Annotated in this window: 16 protein-coding genes; 10 read left to right on the forward strand and 6 right to left on the reverse strand. The window is 45.4% G+C overall.

The window, feature by feature from the left end:
* Positions 1–770 precede the first annotated feature (770 nt).
* A complete protein-coding gene (locus DESYODRAFT_RS06990) occupies positions 771–1,523 on the reverse strand; it encodes a DUF4367 domain-containing protein (RefSeq protein WP_007781193.1) in 753 nt (250 codons plus the stop codon).
* Positions 1,524–1,830: 307 nt separating this feature from the next.
* Here DESYODRAFT_RS06990 and istA point away from each other — a divergent pair, with 307 nt between their 5' ends.
* The 3 genes from istA to DESYODRAFT_RS07010 are packed head-to-tail and all read left to right on the forward strand — an operon-like array spanning position 1,831 to position 4,490.
* Positions 1,831–3,351, forward strand: a complete 1,521-nt coding sequence (gene istA, locus DESYODRAFT_RS07000; RefSeq protein ID WP_083842239.1) for an IS21 family transposase — start codon at positions 1,831–1,833, stop codon at positions 3,349–3,351.
* Positions 3,341–4,108, forward strand: coding sequence for an IS21-like element helper ATPase IstB (gene istB, locus DESYODRAFT_RS07005; RefSeq protein WP_007781198.1), 768 nt, complete (start codon positions 3,341–3,343; stop codon positions 4,106–4,108). Before istA ends, istB begins: the two co-directional genes overlap by 11 nt.
* A 1-nt stretch (position 4,109) precedes the next feature.
* Positions 4,110–4,490, forward strand: a complete 381-nt coding sequence (locus tag DESYODRAFT_RS07010) for a hypothetical protein (protein WP_007781200.1) — start codon at positions 4,110–4,112, stop codon at positions 4,488–4,490.
* A gap of 177 nt (positions 4,491–4,667) precedes the next feature.
* Here DESYODRAFT_RS07010 and DESYODRAFT_RS07015 read toward each other — a convergent pair whose 3' ends face one another.
* Entirely contained in the window at positions 4,668–5,159 is a 492-nt protein-coding gene (locus tag DESYODRAFT_RS07015) for an RNA polymerase sigma factor (RefSeq protein ID WP_007781201.1), read from the reverse strand.
* Between the two features lie 540 nt (positions 5,160–5,699).
* Here DESYODRAFT_RS07015 and DESYODRAFT_RS29850 point away from each other — a divergent pair.
* From DESYODRAFT_RS29850 to splB, 4 genes are all read left to right on the forward strand, one after another.
* Positions 5,700–5,777 (forward strand): HNH endonuclease, encoded by a 78-nt coding sequence (locus tag DESYODRAFT_RS29850; RefSeq protein ID WP_427854320.1) that lies wholly within the window; start codon positions 5,700–5,702, stop codon positions 5,775–5,777.
* Positions 5,778–6,312: 535 nt separating this feature from the next.
* The gene (locus DESYODRAFT_RS07020) at positions 6,313–6,603 is read left to right on the forward strand and encodes a phasin family protein (RefSeq protein WP_007781203.1); all 291 of its coding nucleotides are present in this window, start codon (positions 6,313–6,315) and stop codon (positions 6,601–6,603) included.
* Between the two features lie 126 nt (positions 6,604–6,729).
* Positions 6,730–8,409 (forward strand): ABC1 kinase family protein, encoded by a 1,680-nt coding sequence (locus DESYODRAFT_RS07025; RefSeq protein ID WP_007781205.1) that lies wholly within the window; start codon positions 6,730–6,732, stop codon positions 8,407–8,409.
* Positions 8,410–8,450: 41 nt separating this feature from the next.
* A complete protein-coding gene (splB, locus tag DESYODRAFT_RS07030) occupies positions 8,451–9,494 on the forward strand; it encodes a spore photoproduct lyase (protein WP_007781206.1) in 1,044 nt (347 codons plus the stop codon).
* On the opposite strand, the gene DESYODRAFT_RS07035 is transcribed toward splB, so the two are convergent.
* From DESYODRAFT_RS07035 to DESYODRAFT_RS28620, 4 genes are all read right to left on the reverse strand, one after another.
* Complete coding sequence (locus DESYODRAFT_RS07035) at positions 9,491–10,180, reverse strand: LutC/YkgG family protein (RefSeq protein ID WP_007781209.1); 690 nt, start codon at positions 10,178–10,180, stop codon at positions 9,491–9,493. The genes splB and DESYODRAFT_RS07035 overlap by 4 nt on opposite strands.
* A gap of 5 nt (positions 10,181–10,185) precedes the next feature.
* Positions 10,186–11,601, reverse strand: coding sequence for a LutB/LldF family L-lactate oxidation iron-sulfur protein (locus tag DESYODRAFT_RS07040; protein WP_007781212.1), 1,416 nt, complete (start codon positions 11,599–11,601; stop codon positions 10,186–10,188).
* Complete coding sequence (locus DESYODRAFT_RS07045; protein WP_007781215.1) at positions 11,598–12,326, reverse strand: (Fe-S)-binding protein; 729 nt, start codon at positions 12,324–12,326, stop codon at positions 11,598–11,600. Before DESYODRAFT_RS07045 ends, DESYODRAFT_RS07040 begins: the two co-directional genes overlap by 4 nt.
* A 162-nt stretch (positions 12,327–12,488) precedes the next feature.
* Positions 12,489–12,659: a hypothetical protein gene (locus DESYODRAFT_RS28620; protein WP_007781217.1), complete on the reverse strand. Its 171-nt coding sequence runs from the start codon at positions 12,657–12,659 to the stop codon at positions 12,489–12,491.
* A 245-nt stretch (positions 12,660–12,904) separates the two neighbouring features.
* On the opposite strand from DESYODRAFT_RS28620, the gene fadR reads away from it, so the two are divergent.
* The 3 genes from fadR to DESYODRAFT_RS07060 are packed head-to-tail and all read left to right on the forward strand — an operon-like array spanning position 12,905 to position 17,102.
* Entirely contained in the window at positions 12,905–13,504 is a 600-nt protein-coding gene (fadR, locus tag DESYODRAFT_RS07050) for a fatty acid metabolism transcriptional regulator FadR (RefSeq protein WP_007781218.1), read from the forward strand.
* Between the two features lie 40 nt (positions 13,505–13,544).
* Complete coding sequence (locus tag DESYODRAFT_RS07055) at positions 13,545–15,932, forward strand: 3-hydroxyacyl-CoA dehydrogenase/enoyl-CoA hydratase family protein (RefSeq protein WP_007781219.1); 2,388 nt, start codon at positions 13,545–13,547, stop codon at positions 15,930–15,932.
* Between the two features lie 12 nt (positions 15,933–15,944).
* A complete protein-coding gene (locus DESYODRAFT_RS07060; protein ID WP_007781220.1) occupies positions 15,945–17,102 on the forward strand; it encodes a thiolase family protein in 1,158 nt (385 codons plus the stop codon).
* The last annotated feature ends 46 nt before the right edge of the window (positions 17,103–17,148 follow it).

The following is a 17,148-nucleotide window of genomic DNA, read 5'->3' on the forward strand; positions in this document are numbered from 1 at the left end:
GCAATTTTACAGTATTTTGCATAATAATAACTGTCCTTATGCCGTATGCGGCTCTAGCATATTCAACGATAGTTGCTTTCAAGAATTTATTTCCTTTACAGATACGTGTACTTTTTTAACGGCACTTTCGTTGCATTGAGGCACAATCCCTGACCATGATTCAAAAATGATCTGCATTTTTTAAACTGCTCCATAACAATTCCGACTTCTGATATAATACGTTCCGCGCTGCGGATGCCTATTCCATGCATTTCATTCAGGGGTTCTATTTGTTCCTTTGCGAATTCTGTTTTTTAAGGACTTCATCGTTCAGTCTTCCGATTTCTGTTCCAAGAAATCCAATATGACGTAGTTGATGCCCCAACATCTGTTGCTGATGGATTCCAATGCTCCCCTTTAAGGCACGCTGTAGTTCAGGAATTTTACTTTTGCCCTTTCCCTTTGCCATCAAGCTTAATTTCTTTTCCTCAGGATCTCCAGGATGGAAAGCTTGACGATCTAATCAGGTCTCCACGGACTTGGTTAGTTCCAATCACCTTACGACCTTATACCGGCTCCTTTATTGTAGTACTGTCAAAACTTTTGATGACAAACCGTTTTCATACGATGTGGCTGATGTTTCATCATGATTGTCTGTCTCATAATGATCTAAAACATGTCAAGAGAGTAAAATTAGCAAGGACTTCTGCTGATTTTACTCTCTCATTTTTTTTATATAGTAAAAAGAGTACCATTTCATATAAATTAAACTGTGAAGACAGCCCTCTTCTTTAGTTAATAGATTGTGCCATCTTTGTAATCTCTTCTTCGGTTATTTCTCCTTTTATTTGTAGTATCAAACCCCTTGATTGCCAATTCAAAGTATTTATACCGTTCTTTCTTATGAATAAGATAGCGGGGCTACCGTTAACTGTTAGATCTTTTATAACAGTATCATCTGTATCATATAATGTTCCACGTGAAGCTCCATTAGAACTAATTTGTTGGCTAAAAACGATTACGCCGTCATTATGATTATATTCGATAGAAATCTGATATACTTCTGCACTTAGAGATGCAATGACAACCTTTCTAGTATTAGCTCCATGGGGGAGATAGCTTGGGGTGGCTAACTTAAAAGGGATCAAGGCTTGCGCCTCAGATAGAGTAACTTCTTTTTCAAAAATATCCCCTATATCCTCTATTTTTGGTACACCAGGGTCGATAGCCGTATAAGTTTCAGTTTTATTTTGTGTTGTTTTTCCAACTATATAATTAAAAAATTTAGCGATCTTCCCCCCTACGGCATTTGCATTGCTAGGATATAAGAAGTTCATAGAACCGATTGAAATGACAATTACAGCAGCCACCACAATTCTAGTTCGATTTGGAGAAGTTTTTCCGATTACTTGATTTTCTTTTAATAGTTTACTTTTAATCTTCTGCCATTGGTCCTCAATATCTGGAACCTCAATATTGGCATCTAAATCTTTTGACAGCTGACTTTTTATTAGTTGGTCAAGTTCTTTTTCAGATAATGCCATTAAGTTTCAACCTCCCATATTTTCATTCATATCCTTATTGATAAGTTTCCTAAATGCTTCCTTTGCCCTATGTAATCGTACTTTCGTATTTGAGAGCTTATTGCCTAGTAAATCCGCTATTTGTTGCACTGTTAAGTCAGCATAATATGTTTGTTGTAAGATAAAAATACCGAAAGTTGCAAATGAAAAATCCAGAAAGTTGCAAGTGGAAATTCCATAGTATTGCAAAATCCATTGCAGGCATTAACCCAAACCTCTATCCTTGTATCTGACCAAAGAATGCAAGGAGGAAAGGAGAATGCTCACAATGGACAAGATACATACTATCAGATTTAGATTTCACGTGAAAGGAGAGAAAATTTCCCAAATTGCACAGGATATGAACCTAGACTGGAAGACCGTACGGAAGTATGTCGATATGACCGACTTCAACGCGCCAGCCCCTAAACCCGCTTCTGAAAAGCTGGTTTGTCCTAAACTAGATCCTTACAAAGCTACCATTAATCGATGGCTTGAGGAAGACAAGCAAGCACCACGCAAACAGCGGCATACTGCCAAAAGAGTCTTTAACCGGCTTAAACAAGAGTTTCCTGATTTTAACTGCTCCTATCGAACCGTCGCCGCCTATTATGCTGTTAAACATCAGGGGTTATTCAGCCAGGCTAAAAAGGGGTATTTGCCCTTAGATCATCGTCCCGGCGAAGCGCAAGTTGATTTCGGGACCGCCGATTTTTACGAAAACGGGACGCGGAGGACCGGGAAATATCTTGAAGTATCGTTTCCTCACAGCAATAAAGGGTATCTGCAGTTGTTTTATGGGGAAAACATGGAATGCCTTCTGGAAGGAATGGATACCATCTTTCGTCACATTGGAGTGGTCCCGGCAGAGGTATGGTTTGACAACACCAAAACCATCGTGACCAAGATCCTTCGGGGCGGCCGTGCTCTCACAGAGCGCTTTGAGCGGTTCCAGGAGCACTATGGCTTTCAGAGTGTGTTCACAAACCCTGGAGAGGGCCAGGAAAAAGGTAATGTAGAAAATAAAGTAGGTTACCATCGGCGCAATCTCCTGGTTCCGATACCCCGTTTCCTTGCGCTGGCTGGTTTCAACCGGCAACTTCTTAAGCAATGCGATGACGATGCAGCCAGAGAGCACTACCGCCATAATGAAACCATCGAAGAGCTATTCAAGGAAGATCTGTTGCACTGTCATCCCCTCCCTAACATTGACTTTGACTTAAGCGGTAAGCAGAGCATCGTCACGAATAATTGGGGGAAATTTTATCGGCATAAAGGTATGCACGAATATTCGGCTTCCCCGAAGCATGCCAACGAAGTGGTCAACTTGAAGCTCACGTCCTCACACATCATTGTCATGGATGAAAATTACCGCGAAATCGTCAGGCACCGCCGACTATACGGTAATACCAAGCAGCAGAGTATGGAGTGGCTCCCCTATCTTAAACAGCTTTCCATCCGTCCACGTGCCTTGAAATATTCCGGTGTCTACGACATGATGCCGCCTTCCCTGAAGCAGTTTCTGGAAAAATGCTCTCATTCAGAAACCGGAAAGGTGCTTAAAGTACTGGCCGAACTTACGGATCGAACCGGCTTTGACAGTGCTCTGAATACAATTAACCAGGCTCTTACTTACGGAGCATCCGATGCGGATAGCCTGCAGAATCTTTACCGCCGCCTTTATGCGGATGTTCCAGAGCTGCCCCCCATGCCGACCGGTCCCCAAATGCCCAACATCGGTCAGATGTCAGCGAACCTCATGGCTTATGATGTCTTTCTGGGAAAAGGGGGTGTCATGAATGCTCGATGATGAGCTCAGAGATTGCTGCAAGAATCTGAAGCTGAGCCGCAATCTAGCGGATATGGCCCAGACAACGCAGGGTAATACCCACCAGGACTATCTGCATCAATTGCTGGTTGCAGAGCTGAAAAACCGCGAACGAGGGCGGACCGAAAAGCTGATTAACAGTGCCGGTTTTTATAGCATCAAAACCTTTGACCGATTCCGCTTTGATGAAATTAATCTCCCCTCCCAATTGACACCTGAAAGTCTGAAGTCCCTTGATTTCATTAGCGAAAAAAAGAACATCATTATGTACGGCAGAACAGGAACAGGAAAAACCATGCTGTCTACTGCACTAGGCGTTGAGGCCTGCCGGAAAGGAATTCCCGTTAAGTTCTACCGAACTGCGGCTTTGGTCAACCAGCTTTCGGAAGCTAAGAAAGGTGAAGTCTTGGGACTGCTGCTGAAAAAGCTGAGAAAAGCCTCTGTCATTATTCTTGATGAATGGGGTTATGTTCCTTATGACCGTATCGGTGCCCAGTTACTCTTTGACTTTCTCTCCGAGATCCACGAACAGAAATCGATTATACTGAACACGAACCTGGAATTTTCACGCTGGGTTAACGTGCTTTATGATGAGCAAATGACGGCTGCCCTGATCGGCAGGCTGATGCATAACTGCTATCTTCTTCTGTTTCCCGGAGAGAACAACCGGTTAAGAGAATCCAGTATCCATGAAATCTACGGCTCAATAGCACCGACTGTTCATAAGGAGGATAACTGACATGATCATAACCCGTAAAATGCTAAATGAGATAGAACAAAACTACAGAAAGTCGTTCCCCCAAGAATTCAAACAATATGTGCTGGTAAACTATGCTGAAGAGCCGTTCCCTTACGAATACAGCGAGCAGGACCTTTATGAGCACATCCGGCGTGATATCCGCGACTATGACCAGGGGAACTTGGACATTGCCGTCAAGAGTCCATCCGAACGCTGGCAGGAAGAGCGTGACTATCTGCAAACTCTCTGTAGAGAGCAATCCTCTAAGATACGCGATCGTGAAGACTATATCCTGGAGCTAGAACACGTGCTTGCGGAGAATGGCCTGGAAACGCCCAGAATGGCAAACCATCGACTGGAGAAAGGAGATGTGTCTTTCTAAACCAAGAAGATAACCAATGATGTTGGTTGGGGTAGAAGTCCACTAATATCCAATTAAAATTTAACCTCAAGATTGATCTGTGGATATTGTGGATACTGTGGATAACTATCCTGACCAAATATGTCTGTTTTAAACTTCAATGTACCCAATTAATGCCTGCAATTCATAGATTATCCTTTAATGGGTATGAAACGGAACTTGCAACTTTGTGGAAAATGGAGTTGCAATACTATGGAAAAATAGTTTGCAACTTTCATGAAAAATGTCTTGCAAAAAACAAGCATAATACTTATATACTAAGATTTCCATATCTTTTTGCTTTAATTTTTTAAGGACATTGCCAACATCCTCTTTTAGTTCTATATCAAATTCCTTACTATCTTGTAGCCTGTTTAAGTGAAATTCCGTAATTGAGGTAATCGTAGTATTGTTTTTATTATTTAGCATTCGTTTTGCTTCATTTAATGCAATTGAAGTTACCCACGAAGCAAATTTATCCTTAGAATTTAATTGATGAAGTTTCTTATAGGCTATCAAAAATGCCTGTTGGACTGCATCCTCGGATATATATTTATCTTTAGTATAAGTATAAACTGTTTGGTAGACTTTTTTATAATGTTGCTTAACAAGGATCTCGAATATATTTAAATTCGCACCGGAAAATGACATTGTCAGCCCTCCTTTGAATGTATAATTCGAGGAATTATTAAATAAATCCTTTAAATGAAGAATAATTAATTAATGTAATTACTTACCATAAGCCACTAGAGTTGCATTAAAATGATTTATCTATGTCAAGACGATAAATGTAGCATATCCACCCAGTAATCTTAACCCTTATTTGGTACATACACGCAAAGACTATTTTCAACACTGAGGAATTTGGCCACCACTTAGGGTGTAGTCCATATCTGCATTTATTGGTTTTGATCTTAAGGAATCTCTGTGCTATAAATTAGGTCATCCAGGTCTCCAGAAAGTACTCGATTCATCGTTTCTTCGTAGACTCGTTCCAAATCTTGTCGCTGACGTCTTTTTGTGGTCTTGCCTTTCTTGTGAAGTTTTTGAACAGAGGAGGTGAAGGGATCATATTACTCAATGATAAACTGATGGCTGAAAGCTGGAGTTATGGAAAACGGAAGGAATACAGGAGAGCGAAGTTGGTACTCCTCAAGGAGGATTATGCTAAGCTTTGCATAATCCTTTTCTTTGCATAAGGCGGAGTTATGTGGATCAAGTGTAAATATTGAAATACACCCCGTCAAGAAATTGAAAGACCTCGAATGAAACGAATGATGGCAATGAGAAGAAGAACACTCGCCGTATGTCTTGATTGCCACGCCAAAATCCACTTGGGTAATATGACAGCAAAAGACTTATAAGCGCTCATGTCGGCTGATAGTTAATCGCTGGCGAGCGGAGTGCACAGGAAACTTGCATGCTCCGTTCTGAGAGGGGCATTTGGAAAAGTACTATTTTAAAATAGTAACTCGTTGGGTGCCTACTCTACTTCAAGTCCGGTTCCGTGAGAAGTTGAGGGTGGGATTCCCCAGCTTGACTCGACTTCCCCACGCCAGCTTTGTAGGCCTTACCGTCCCTACCTGCAATGGGTTCACTCCTCGTAGGCGAAGCTGCCTGGCTTTAAGGTCTGCGGATTGTTCAGGTTATTTTTAGAGGATCTTTTTTAGAGTAATCGTTAACCATCGCATAAATAAGTTGAACGGTTTTTGTAAACAATCATTAGTGTAACTAAAGATATTTACGTTATAATGATACGTATAAATCAATTTAGGTCAAATCAGATTAGGGAGGGAGATCGATTATGAAAGATCTTATTAAAAAGGGATTGTCCCTGGGTTTAGGTTTAGCTGCAGTAAGTAAGGAGCAGATCGAGAAGCTTGTGGATGAATTGGTGAAAAAAGGGGAGGTTTCTGCTTCAGAATCTAAGGACCTTATCAATGAACTGGTAGAGAAGGGGCAAGCGGAACAGAAACAAATGAATGCCCGGATTCATGAGCAGCTGGAAAAAGTACTCAAAGATTTAAACGTGCCAAGCAAAGCGGATTTAGAGCGTTTGGAAAAACGAATTGAAGAGCTGGAGAATAAGCAGTGATCTAAGCAAATGATGGTTGGAACAATTCAAGGGCCTGAATAATCATTCGGGCCCTCTATTGGCAGACTTCAGCGGGTTGTCATCGAGCTGCAAACAATGAACCTTGAATAAAGGGGATAAATTCTTATGATTGGGAAACGAATACGCCATATTAAACGGTATCGGGATGTCGCTAAAGTCTTAGCTCGCCACGGGTTTGGTTTTTTCGTGGAGGAGGTGGGGCTTTTACATATGCTTTCTTTGCCGAAACGGCTTTTTACCCATACGGAAGAGCTGGACCCCATGTCGGTTGGGGAACGGATACGCCTGGTGATTGAGGAACTGGGTCCTACATATATTAAAATCGGACAGATAGCCAGTACCCGGGCGGACATTATCCCGCCGGGGATTCTTAATGAACTGGAAAAGCTCCAGGAAAACGTGCCATCCTTCTCTTTTGAGGAGGTCTCGGAGATTATTGAAGAGGAATTAGGCTCCCCTCTGGAGGAGATTTTTTCTTCCTTTGATGCAAATGTGATGGCTGCAGCCTCGATTGGTCAGGTTCATCGTGCCACATTACGGTCAACAGGAGAGCTGGTTGCGGTTAAGGTGCAGCGCCCTCAGATTAAGGGTATGATAGAAACCGATTTAGAGATCCTCCTGGACTTAGCCGGGTTGGCTGAAAACCGTATGAAACGGATGGAACGGCTGCAATTACGGGATGTTGTAGAGGAGTTTGCCAAGTCCCTTCGCAGCGAACTGGATTATACCATCGAAGGCAGAAATGCGGAGAAAATTGCTAAGCAGTTTAAGAATGATAAGTCGGTTCACATTCCTTCGATTTATTGGGACTATTCGACAAAAAAGGTACTCACAATGGAGTTTGTTGAAGGGTTAAGGCTCAATCAGTTTGAAGCACTTGAAAAGAAAGGGTATGACCATAAGGTATTAGCTGAACAACTTGTTCAAGCGCTCTTCCAGCAGATTTTAATTGAAGGGTTTTTTCATGCTGACCCGCATCCCGGGAATCTATTCATCTTGCAAGGCGGCGTGATTTCCTTTATTGACTTTGGCATGGTGGGAAGACTCACCTTAGATATGAAGCATAATTTTGCCTCCTTAATAATTGCTATGATGCGTCAGGATACAGACCGTATGATAAAAGCGGTCTTGCGCATAGGGATCGTTCCGGAAGATGTCAACCTGCCCAGTTTAGTCAATGATGTTGATGAACTGCGGGAAAAGTACATGGATGTGCCCCTGAGCCGGATGAGCCTGGGTGAGGCGATCAGCGATCTTTTTGAGGTTGCCTTTCGTCATCAGATCCGGATTCCCTCTGATTTCACCATGGTTGCCAAGTGCTTGCTGATTATGGAAGGAATCGTGGAAAAGCTGGATCCTAATCTGAGCATTATGGATATGGCCGAACCCTTTGGAATTCAGCTTTTAAAAGAACGTTTCAGACCAAGAACGATTGCGGGAAGGCTCTGGCATAATGTCTCGGATTATGGTGATCTGTTAGTGGATCTGCCTAAACAAATGAAAGATTTGATGAGGAATCTGGTGCGGGGACGTATCCGCATTGAGGTCAGTGTTCCGGAACTGGATAGTTTCCTGCGGAAATTAGACCGTATTACAAATCAGATATCTTTCAGTATAGTGCTGCTTTCCTTTAGTATTGTTATGGCAGGGATTATTATTGCTTCCGCCTTAGGTCAGCAGCCGATTATGTTTTGGCAGATATCCGTGATCGAGATTGGTGCCGGAATGGCAGGTCTTATGCTGCTCTGGCTGTTTATTTCTATTTTTAAATCAGGGAAGTTTTAGTTGCCCGCTCTTAGGGCAACCTATTCCTGAGGTGAGCAAAAATGACCCGAGAATTTATACCTGCCCGAGTATTTTACGAGCCGGGTGCGCTGGATTATCCCTTAGGAAAAAGCTTAGCTGAGGATTTTCGGCAGATGAAGATACCGCTGAGTCCTGCGACCTCCCATAACCGGATTACAGGAATTCCGGGCAATACCCCGGCGGCTCAGTATCGGGAAGCTAAGCGGACCTTGGTGATCGGGGTACGCCGCGGTGAAAAATTTCAAACCTGTAAACCATCTGCCCATTATCAGCTGCCCTTGGTAACGAGCTGCCCGGGTATGTGTGAATATTGCTATTTAGCCACCACATTAGGGAAAAAACCTTATGTGCGGATTTATGTCAATCTCGAAGAGATCTTAGGTATCGCTTCAGAGCTGATCCGGGAACGGCTTCCTGAGATTACCCAGTTTGAAGGGGCTGCCACTTCTGATCCACTTCCTGTGGAGAGATATTCCGGGGCGTTGAGGCAGGCTATTGAATTTTTTGGCCGGGAGTCCAACGGCCGTTTTCGCTTTGTCACAAAGTACACGGATGTGGATAGTTTGCTTGATGCCAAACATGAAGGGCATACTCGTTTTCGCTTTAGTTTAAATTGTTCCGAAGTCGTGGAGAGGTATGAACATGGGACACCTTCTCCGGAAGAGCGGATTATTGCCGCGGGAAACGTCTTGAAGGCTGGTTATCCGTTGGGTTTTATTTTTGCACCGATTTTTCGATTTGACGGATGGCAGGAAGCGTATCGGCGGCTCATGGAACGTTCAGCCGAAGAATTAACGAAAAGGGCTCCGTCCGGTTGGTCTTCCGAGCAGTTGACCTTGGAATTTATCTCCCATCGCTTTACTTCGAGAGCAAAAACCAATATATTAGGGGTTTTTCCGAACTCTTCTTTACCCATGGAAGAGACTGAGCGTAAGTTTAAGTACGGGCAATTCGGCTACGGAAAATATGTTTACCAACCGGAAGAAATGAAGGAAATGAAGGAGTTTTTCCTGGAGCAGGTTAAGGTTTATTTTCCCTGGGCCCAGGTAGAGTATTTTGTTTAACAGTCAAGCACTATAACGTAAACTTCGATGGGGCCGTGTACTCCGATGGATAAATCCATCTCGATATCCGATGTACGGCTCGGACCGGAAATCATTTCAACGGCTGCGGGAGGAGTTCCTAAGGCCGACACCTCTTCCAGAACTTCGAAGAGGTTATTTCTAATTCTGGCCGCTTCGATGACAGCGAGATGGCGGGGAGGAAGAAGACTTACCGCCCGTCCCCGCTGAGGGCCGCTGGGCATTACCACCGTACCTGACAGGGCTATTCCCCAATCAGAGCTCGTAATGCCAAGCTCTGCATTAGCCGCAGTAAAGTACCGGCCTCGGGAGTCTTCGGCTGATTGAGTATAGCGGGTGAGGGGCCAATCCAAGCTGGAAAAAGCTGACTCGGCTGCCGGAGGGAGCTTATCCCAAGCTATTAGGGCTTGGGGATTATTTTTTAACCAGGAAATTGGTTCATCTCCAAACCATTCTTTTAAAGACTGAAGAATTTCGTCGGCTGATCTGACAATGGCTCCTTTTCCTCCCAGAGCTTCCCAGTTTTGCAGAAAGATAGAGGTGCGTTCTTCAACGCTGGCTAATCGAAACTGAGGGACGGATAGTTCTACGGGAGGAGGAGTTTGCGTAGGGGTAGGACGCCCTAATTTAGACGAAAGTTGCTTGATAAACTCATGGGTATTGCTCATTGCTCTCACCTCTTTTTATTTAGATCAGCCCACATCTGCATGAAGGGTTTAGGTGCGACCATAGGAAGAGTGCGGCTTTTGGTCCAGTTGGAAAGCGGCGGGGGACCGCCGGAGATCCGGTGATTCCGGACAAAGGGAAATTGCAGCCGGGCACCTAGCTTAAGTACTCTGCGCAAGGTTTTTTCACGGGTAAAGAAGTAGCGGTAGGCTTTAAAGATCTGCTGCTCGATTTGAGGAGTGTGTCCGCTCTGGGTTTTTCGCATCCGAAGTCTTACTAAGAGGTCATGGAGAGGGATTCGTACGGGACAAGCTTCTGAACAAGCTCCGCATAATGAGGAGAAATAGGGCAGATGACCCCACTTTTTCCAGTCTTTCTCCAATAAGGGAGTGATCACAGATCCGATGGGGCCGGAGTATACGGAACCATAAGCATGCCCGCCAAGCTGGCGGTAGACTGGGCAGACATTAAAGCATGCTCCGCAGCGGATGCAGTTTAAGGCTGTGCGAAACAGTTTGTCGCCAAGAATTTCCGAGCGATTGTGATCGAGGATCACCAGGTGGTATTCTTCCGGACCATCCGGATCGGCTGTGTGCCTGGGGGGAGTAAGGATGGTTGTATAACTGGAAAGACGCTGGCCTGTGGCACTGCGGGCGAGCAAATTCAGCAGAATATCAAGTTCACGGAAGGAGGGGACGATGCGCTCCATGCCCATGAGCGTGATTTGAACCCGGGGAAGTGTGCTTACCATTCGTCCGTTTCCTTCGTTGGTCACCATGACGATGCTTCCCGTATTTGCCACGGCAAAATTGCAGCCGGTTATCCCGATATCCCCGCGGAGAAATTTCTCGCGCATTTGCTGGCGGACGAAGCGGGTGAGAGTGGGGGTGTCTGAGCTTAAGGCGTGACCGGCGATGGGCTCGAATAAATCCGCAACTTGCTGGCGGGTTTTGTGCATGGCGGGTACAATGATGTGAGAGGGAGGCTCACCGGCAATTTGGATAATATATTCCCCTAAATCGGTTTCAATGGCAGCTACGCCATCCTGTTCTAAGGCATGATTGAGATGAATTTCTTCAGAGATCATGGACTTTGATTTGAGTACATTTTTAGCATCCTGATCGCTCACGATTTTACGTACAACCGCGACAGCATCCTGAGGGGTTTTGGCTAAATGAACATGGACGCCGCGTTTTTCCATCTGTTCGATGAGTTGATTTAAATAGTAATCCAGGTTGGCAACAACATGTTTGCGGATGGCTTCCCCGGCGGCACGCCAGTCTTCCCAATTGCCCAGTTCATCGGCGGCTTGATATTTTTTCGCTCTTAAACGATCGGTAGCCCGGCGCGTGGCCTGGCGTAAGAAATCATTGGCGAGGGCCTTATCCACACGCTGATCAGTGGTCAGGTTATACATAGTCATGATTTCATTCCCTCCCCCAATAACTGAATGATATGCATAGTCTTCACGGGCTTGTTGATTTTTTCTAAATAACCGGAAATGTTCATCAGACAACCCATATCAAGTCCCAGGAGGATATCTGCGCCGGATTCGAGAACATGCCGAGCTTTTTCGGCCACCATTGCCTCCGAGATTTTAGGCATTTTTACAGAAAAGGTTCCGCCGAATCCGCAGCAAAGCTGGGCCTCAGGCAGGGGGAGGAGTTCGAGTCCCTTCACGTTTTGAAGCAATTTCAGGGGAGCTTCGCCTATGCCTAAAAGCCGGGTTGCATGGCAGGAAGGATGATAGGTAGCTTTTGCTGTGTAGTGTGCTCCCAGGTCAGGCTTCTTCAAGACATCGACGATAAATTGGGTGAATTCATAACTCTTATGGATAAGGTCTTCTGCTTTTTTCAGGTAAGCCGGTTCCTTCTCAAAGAGGGTGGGGTAGTAGTGATGAATCATCGCGATACACGACCCGCTGGGACCGACTACCACTTCGCTGCGTTCAAAAGCATTGATAAGTGTCCGGGCAACTTCCCGGGCATCGTCTATGTAACCGGAATTGAAAGCTATTTGCCCGCAACATACTTGCCCTTCGGGGACATCGACGGTATGCCCCAAGTGTTGGAGTATTCTGGCCATCGTCAGATCCACTTCTGGATAGAAGGCATTCGTAAGGCAGGTTGCAAAGAGGGAAACCTTCATAAACACCATCCTTTTGTAAATCACTATAATCTCTGGATTAGATCTTAGTATTTCCTAATAAATTAGGTTTTGATGCGAGTTGAGAATAATAAAAAGAGCGCCGCCTAACTTTAGAGTAGGCGGCGCTTCCGCTTAATTTTGTATGAGTTCTGATACAGTCCTTTAACCCAGAATCGGTACATTGGGCTCCTCATACCAAATAGAGAGGACAGTGCTTGCTCCCGTACTCTGAGTAATATTGATCACCTTAACCCAACGGTTGTCTTCCAACCATTGGTTTACCTCTTTTTCCAGTATGCGGGAATCCGGGGAACTGAAAATTTTGACCTTCATCTGGATCGTCCTTTCCATAACTATCGTTCACTGATAAGGGTTTGGTCTGATTGAAGTATGTCATGACTTAATCATAAAGCAGACAGGTTTCTTGTCAAGGCTGAAAAAAATTTCGAGAAGCAGGCTAAAATTTCTGAAAACTCTATTTATTTTTTTGAGAAGCTATGGTATTATAGATAAAGTAAGTGAATGGTCATTCATTCATAGGGAATAATTGCTAGTATGAGAGGTGAGGTGCAGATTTCATGGACGTGCAGCGCGAGGTTAAATTCCAGCGGATTCTCGATGCTGCCATTGAAGCTTTTGCAGAATCCGGCTTCCACCAATGTCAAGTCAATAAGATTGCCCGCTTGGCAGGAGTCGCAGATGGTACGATTTACTTATATTTCAAAAGCAAAGAAGATATTCTCATAAAGGTTTTTCAGGATCGGATGGGGAAATTTATTGCTGGTATGAGCAGGGAACTCTCCCGGTGTAAGACGACTGAAGAACGGCTAGAGACGATTGTCAGAACCCATTTTTCCTATATGGAGGAAAACCGGACGATTGCCATTGTGACTCAATTGGAGCTCAGGCAGTCTGATCGGCGTGTACGGTTACCCATAAATAGTACAGTCTCAGATTATTTCAACCTTATTGAGGGGGTGATCAAGCAAGGTATCGATTGTGGAGAAGTTCCTGAAATTGATACACGGATTGCTCGTCAAATGATCTTCGGATCTTTAGATGAGGCCACAACCGATTGGGTGATGGCCCGAAGTCCACGGACACTTACAAGTGGTATTAAGCCCATGTTAGCTTTGTTTGAGGGCGCACTTCGGTTAAGTGAAAAACCGAAACTATAAAAACGAGGTGCAGATGAGCAGAAACGAGAGGAGGATGGAAATGCAGATTCATAAAGTTGCGGTCATAGGGTCAGGCGTGATGGGCAGCACCATCGCGGCACATCTGGCCAATGCAGGAATCCCGAGTCTGTTGTTGGATATTATTCCTTCCAAGCTGTCGGCTAAAGAAGAAGCAGCCGGATTAACATTGGAGGATCGAAAGGTTCGAAATAGTATTGCAGAGGGCAATAAGGTTAAGTTATTAAAGATGAATCCCGCGCCATTATTTGTCCCGGAATTTGCAGATCGCATTGAGGTTGGAAACCTGAGCGACGATTTAGCTCGCTTAAGCGAAGTCGATTGGGTCATTGAGGTTGTGGTGGAACGCCTGGACATTAAGGTGGATCTTTTCAAGAAAATCGCTGCCCATGTCCGCCCGGGGACAATCGTCAGTTCGAACACCTCAGGGATTTCTTTGAAGGCAATGGTCAGTGATTTGCCAGAGAGCTTTACCCGCTATTTCTTAGGAACCCACTTCTTTAATCCGCCGCGCTACATGAAACTTCTGGAAATTATACCTGGCCCCGACACCGACCCGGAAATCGTTGCTTACTTATCCGAGTTTGGCGAGAGAGTCTTGGGAAAAGGGGTTGTCCTGGCCAAAGATACACCGAATTTCATCGCTAACCGCATCGGTGTCTTCGGTTTGGCAATAACTCTTCAGGAAATGATCCGTTCCGGTTTAACCATCGATGAAGTCGATGCTCTCACCGGTCCGGTGATGGGGCGTCCGAAGAGCGCCTCCTTCAGAACGGTTGATCTTGTCGGACTTGATACCTTTATTCACACAGCTAATACTGTGGCTGTAGGAGTACCTGAGGAAAAAGATAATTTTACCTTACCTGAATTTGTGCATACAATGCTGGCCAATGGCTGGCTGGGGGATAAAACCAAGCAGGGCTTCTATAAGAAGTCCAAAGGACCTCAAGGCAAAGTCGTTGAAGTTCTCGATCCTCAGACGATGACCTATGTTCCCAAGAAAAAGGTCAAGTTTGCTTCCTTAGATAAAGCTAAAGCAGCCGGCGGCTTGACGGAAAAGATGCGTACCTTGGTAAATGGCAAAGATGCGGGGGCAGAGTTTGCCTGGAATGTTTTAAAACCAGTCCTGCTCTATGCAGCGACGATTGCTGAGGATATTGCCGATAACCTTTCCGGAATTGATGAAGGTATGTGCTGGGGCTTTAACTGGCAGATGGGACCCTTCGAAATATGGGATGCCCTGGGGGTCAAAGCAGTCGCGGATCGTGTGGTCGCCGAAGGCGGAACCCTGCCTCCTCTTGTTGAAAAGGTTCTTGCGGAAGGAGACGGGCGATTCTATCAAAAATCCGAATCCGGCCAGGTCTCTTACTTTGGAGATGGACAGTATCATCAAAAAGCAGTCAGTCCCTATGCCTTTTCCCTTAAGCAGGCCCATAAAGACGGCAAGGAAATTCTGGGCAATTCCGGAGCAAGCCTGATTGACCTTGGTGATGGGGTAGCCTGCCTCGAATTTCACTCTCCGAGCAATTCGATCGGCGAAGATATTTTAACCATGATTCATAAATCCTTGGCAGAAGTCGAGAAGAACTATCTGGGAATGGTCATCGGCAATCAAGGTAAGAATTTCTGCGTAGGCGCTAATTTGATGCAGATTCTCTTAGAAGCAGAAGATGAAAACTGGGATGACCTGGACTATATGGTTCGCCAATTCCAAAACGGAACAATGGCTCTGAAATTTGCCAAAAAACCTGTGGTAGCAGCTCCTTTCGGAATGACTCTCGGCGGCGGTGCGGAAGTCTGCCTGCACTCCCACGCTATTCAAGCTTCATCGGAAACCTATATGGGTCTGGTTGAGGTTGGAGTCGGCTTAATTCCCGGCGGCGGAGGAACCAAGGAAATGGCTATACGGGCTATGGAAGGAATTCTCCCGGGAGTACAAGTATCTCCTGATTATTTCTTTGCCAAACGGTTTGAAATAGTAGCTATGGCTCAAGTTTCAACAAGTGCGGAAAAAGCGCGTCAGCTTGGTTTCCTGCGAGCCCATGACCGCTACAGCATGAATCCGGATCACGTGATATTGGATGCCAAAGCACGGGTTATTGACATGGCTCGTAATTTCAGACCTAATTTGCCAACGAAGTATAAAATCGGCGGTGCCGGCGTGCGGGCAACCTTGGAAATGGCTCTGAATGGTATGCGGGAAGGGAATTATATTTCCGATTATGATCAGCACATCGGCAAAAAAATTGCCTACGCCATAACCGGCGGAGATCGCCCGGCAGGAATGCTCGTGGATGAACAATATCTCTTAGATCTCGAACGTGAAGCCTTTATGAGCTTAGTCGGAGAACCAAAGACCCAGGATCGTATCCGCCATATGCTCGCCAAAGGCAAGCCATTACGGAATTAGGGGGGGAAAAGCATGCAAGAAGCCTTCATTATAGATTCTAAACGGACAGCGATCGGTAAAGCGGTCAAAGGTGCCTTGGCTCTGGTTCGACCGGACGATTTAGGTGCTTATGTTATACAAGATATTCTGAAAAGGGTTCCTTCTCTCAATCCGGCTGAGATAGAAGACTGTGTTATTGGCTGCTCTTTTCCTGAAGGAGAGCAAGGGATGAATATGGCCAAGATCATGGCTCTGCGCGCTGGATTGCCCATTGATGTCCCAGGGGTAACCATCAATCGTTTTTGCTCTTCGGGTCTGCAGGCGATTTCTATGGCCGCCGACCGAATTCGTTTAGGCGAAGCAGACGTGATGATCGGCGGAGGAGCAGAGAGCATGTCAGCGGTTCCTCTCGGCGGTATGAAACCTGCACCCAATCCTTATTTAGTGGAGCATGTTCCTCAGGCCTATGTCTCAATGGGTATAACCGCTGAGAATGTGGCCAAGAAATACGAGATAACCCGTGAACAACAAGATGCGTTTGCTGCGGCAAGCCATCAAAAGGCTTGGGCTGCTCAGAGCAGCGGTCGTTTTGACGATGAGATTGTACCTGTTCCTCTTCCCATGTATGGAAAACCGGGGGAGAAGTGGTTCTCCAAAGACGAGGGGATTCGTCCCGAGACCACAGCAGAGTCCCTTGCCAAATTAAGGACAGCTTTTAAAAACGGAGGTTCCGTAACAGCAGGGAACTCGTCCCAGACTAGTGACGGTGCAGCTATGACTCTTCTGATGTCTGAACAAAAAGTCAAGGCTCTGGATTTGAAACCCATTGCTGTTTGGCGCGGATACGCTGTTGCAGGCGTGGAGCCGGAACTGATGGGCATTGGTCCGATAAAGGCTATTCCTAAAGTATTAAAGCAAGTCGGCATGACCCTTGACCAAATCGACTTATTTGAATTAAATGAAGCGTTTGCTTCCCAATCCTTGGCGATCCTTAAGACCTTAGGAATTGATCCGGCTAAGGTCAATGTCAATGGGGGAGCTATCGCCTTCGGACATCCGCTGGGCTGTACGGGTGCAAAGCTGACCGCTACTCTCCTGAGCGAAATGACCAAGCGTAAGCTGAAGTACGGTATGGTCACCATGTGTATCGGAGGCGGCATGGGAGCAGCCGGGATATACGAGTTATTGTAAAATGAAGTTCCCCAAACAGGACGAAGTACAGGAAGCGTGGGAACGG

Origin of the sequence: Desulfosporosinus youngiae DSM 17734, assembly GCF_000244895.1 — a bacterium.
Classification (GTDB): domain Bacteria; phylum Bacillota; class Desulfitobacteriia; order Desulfitobacteriales; family Desulfitobacteriaceae; genus Desulfosporosinus; species Desulfosporosinus youngiae.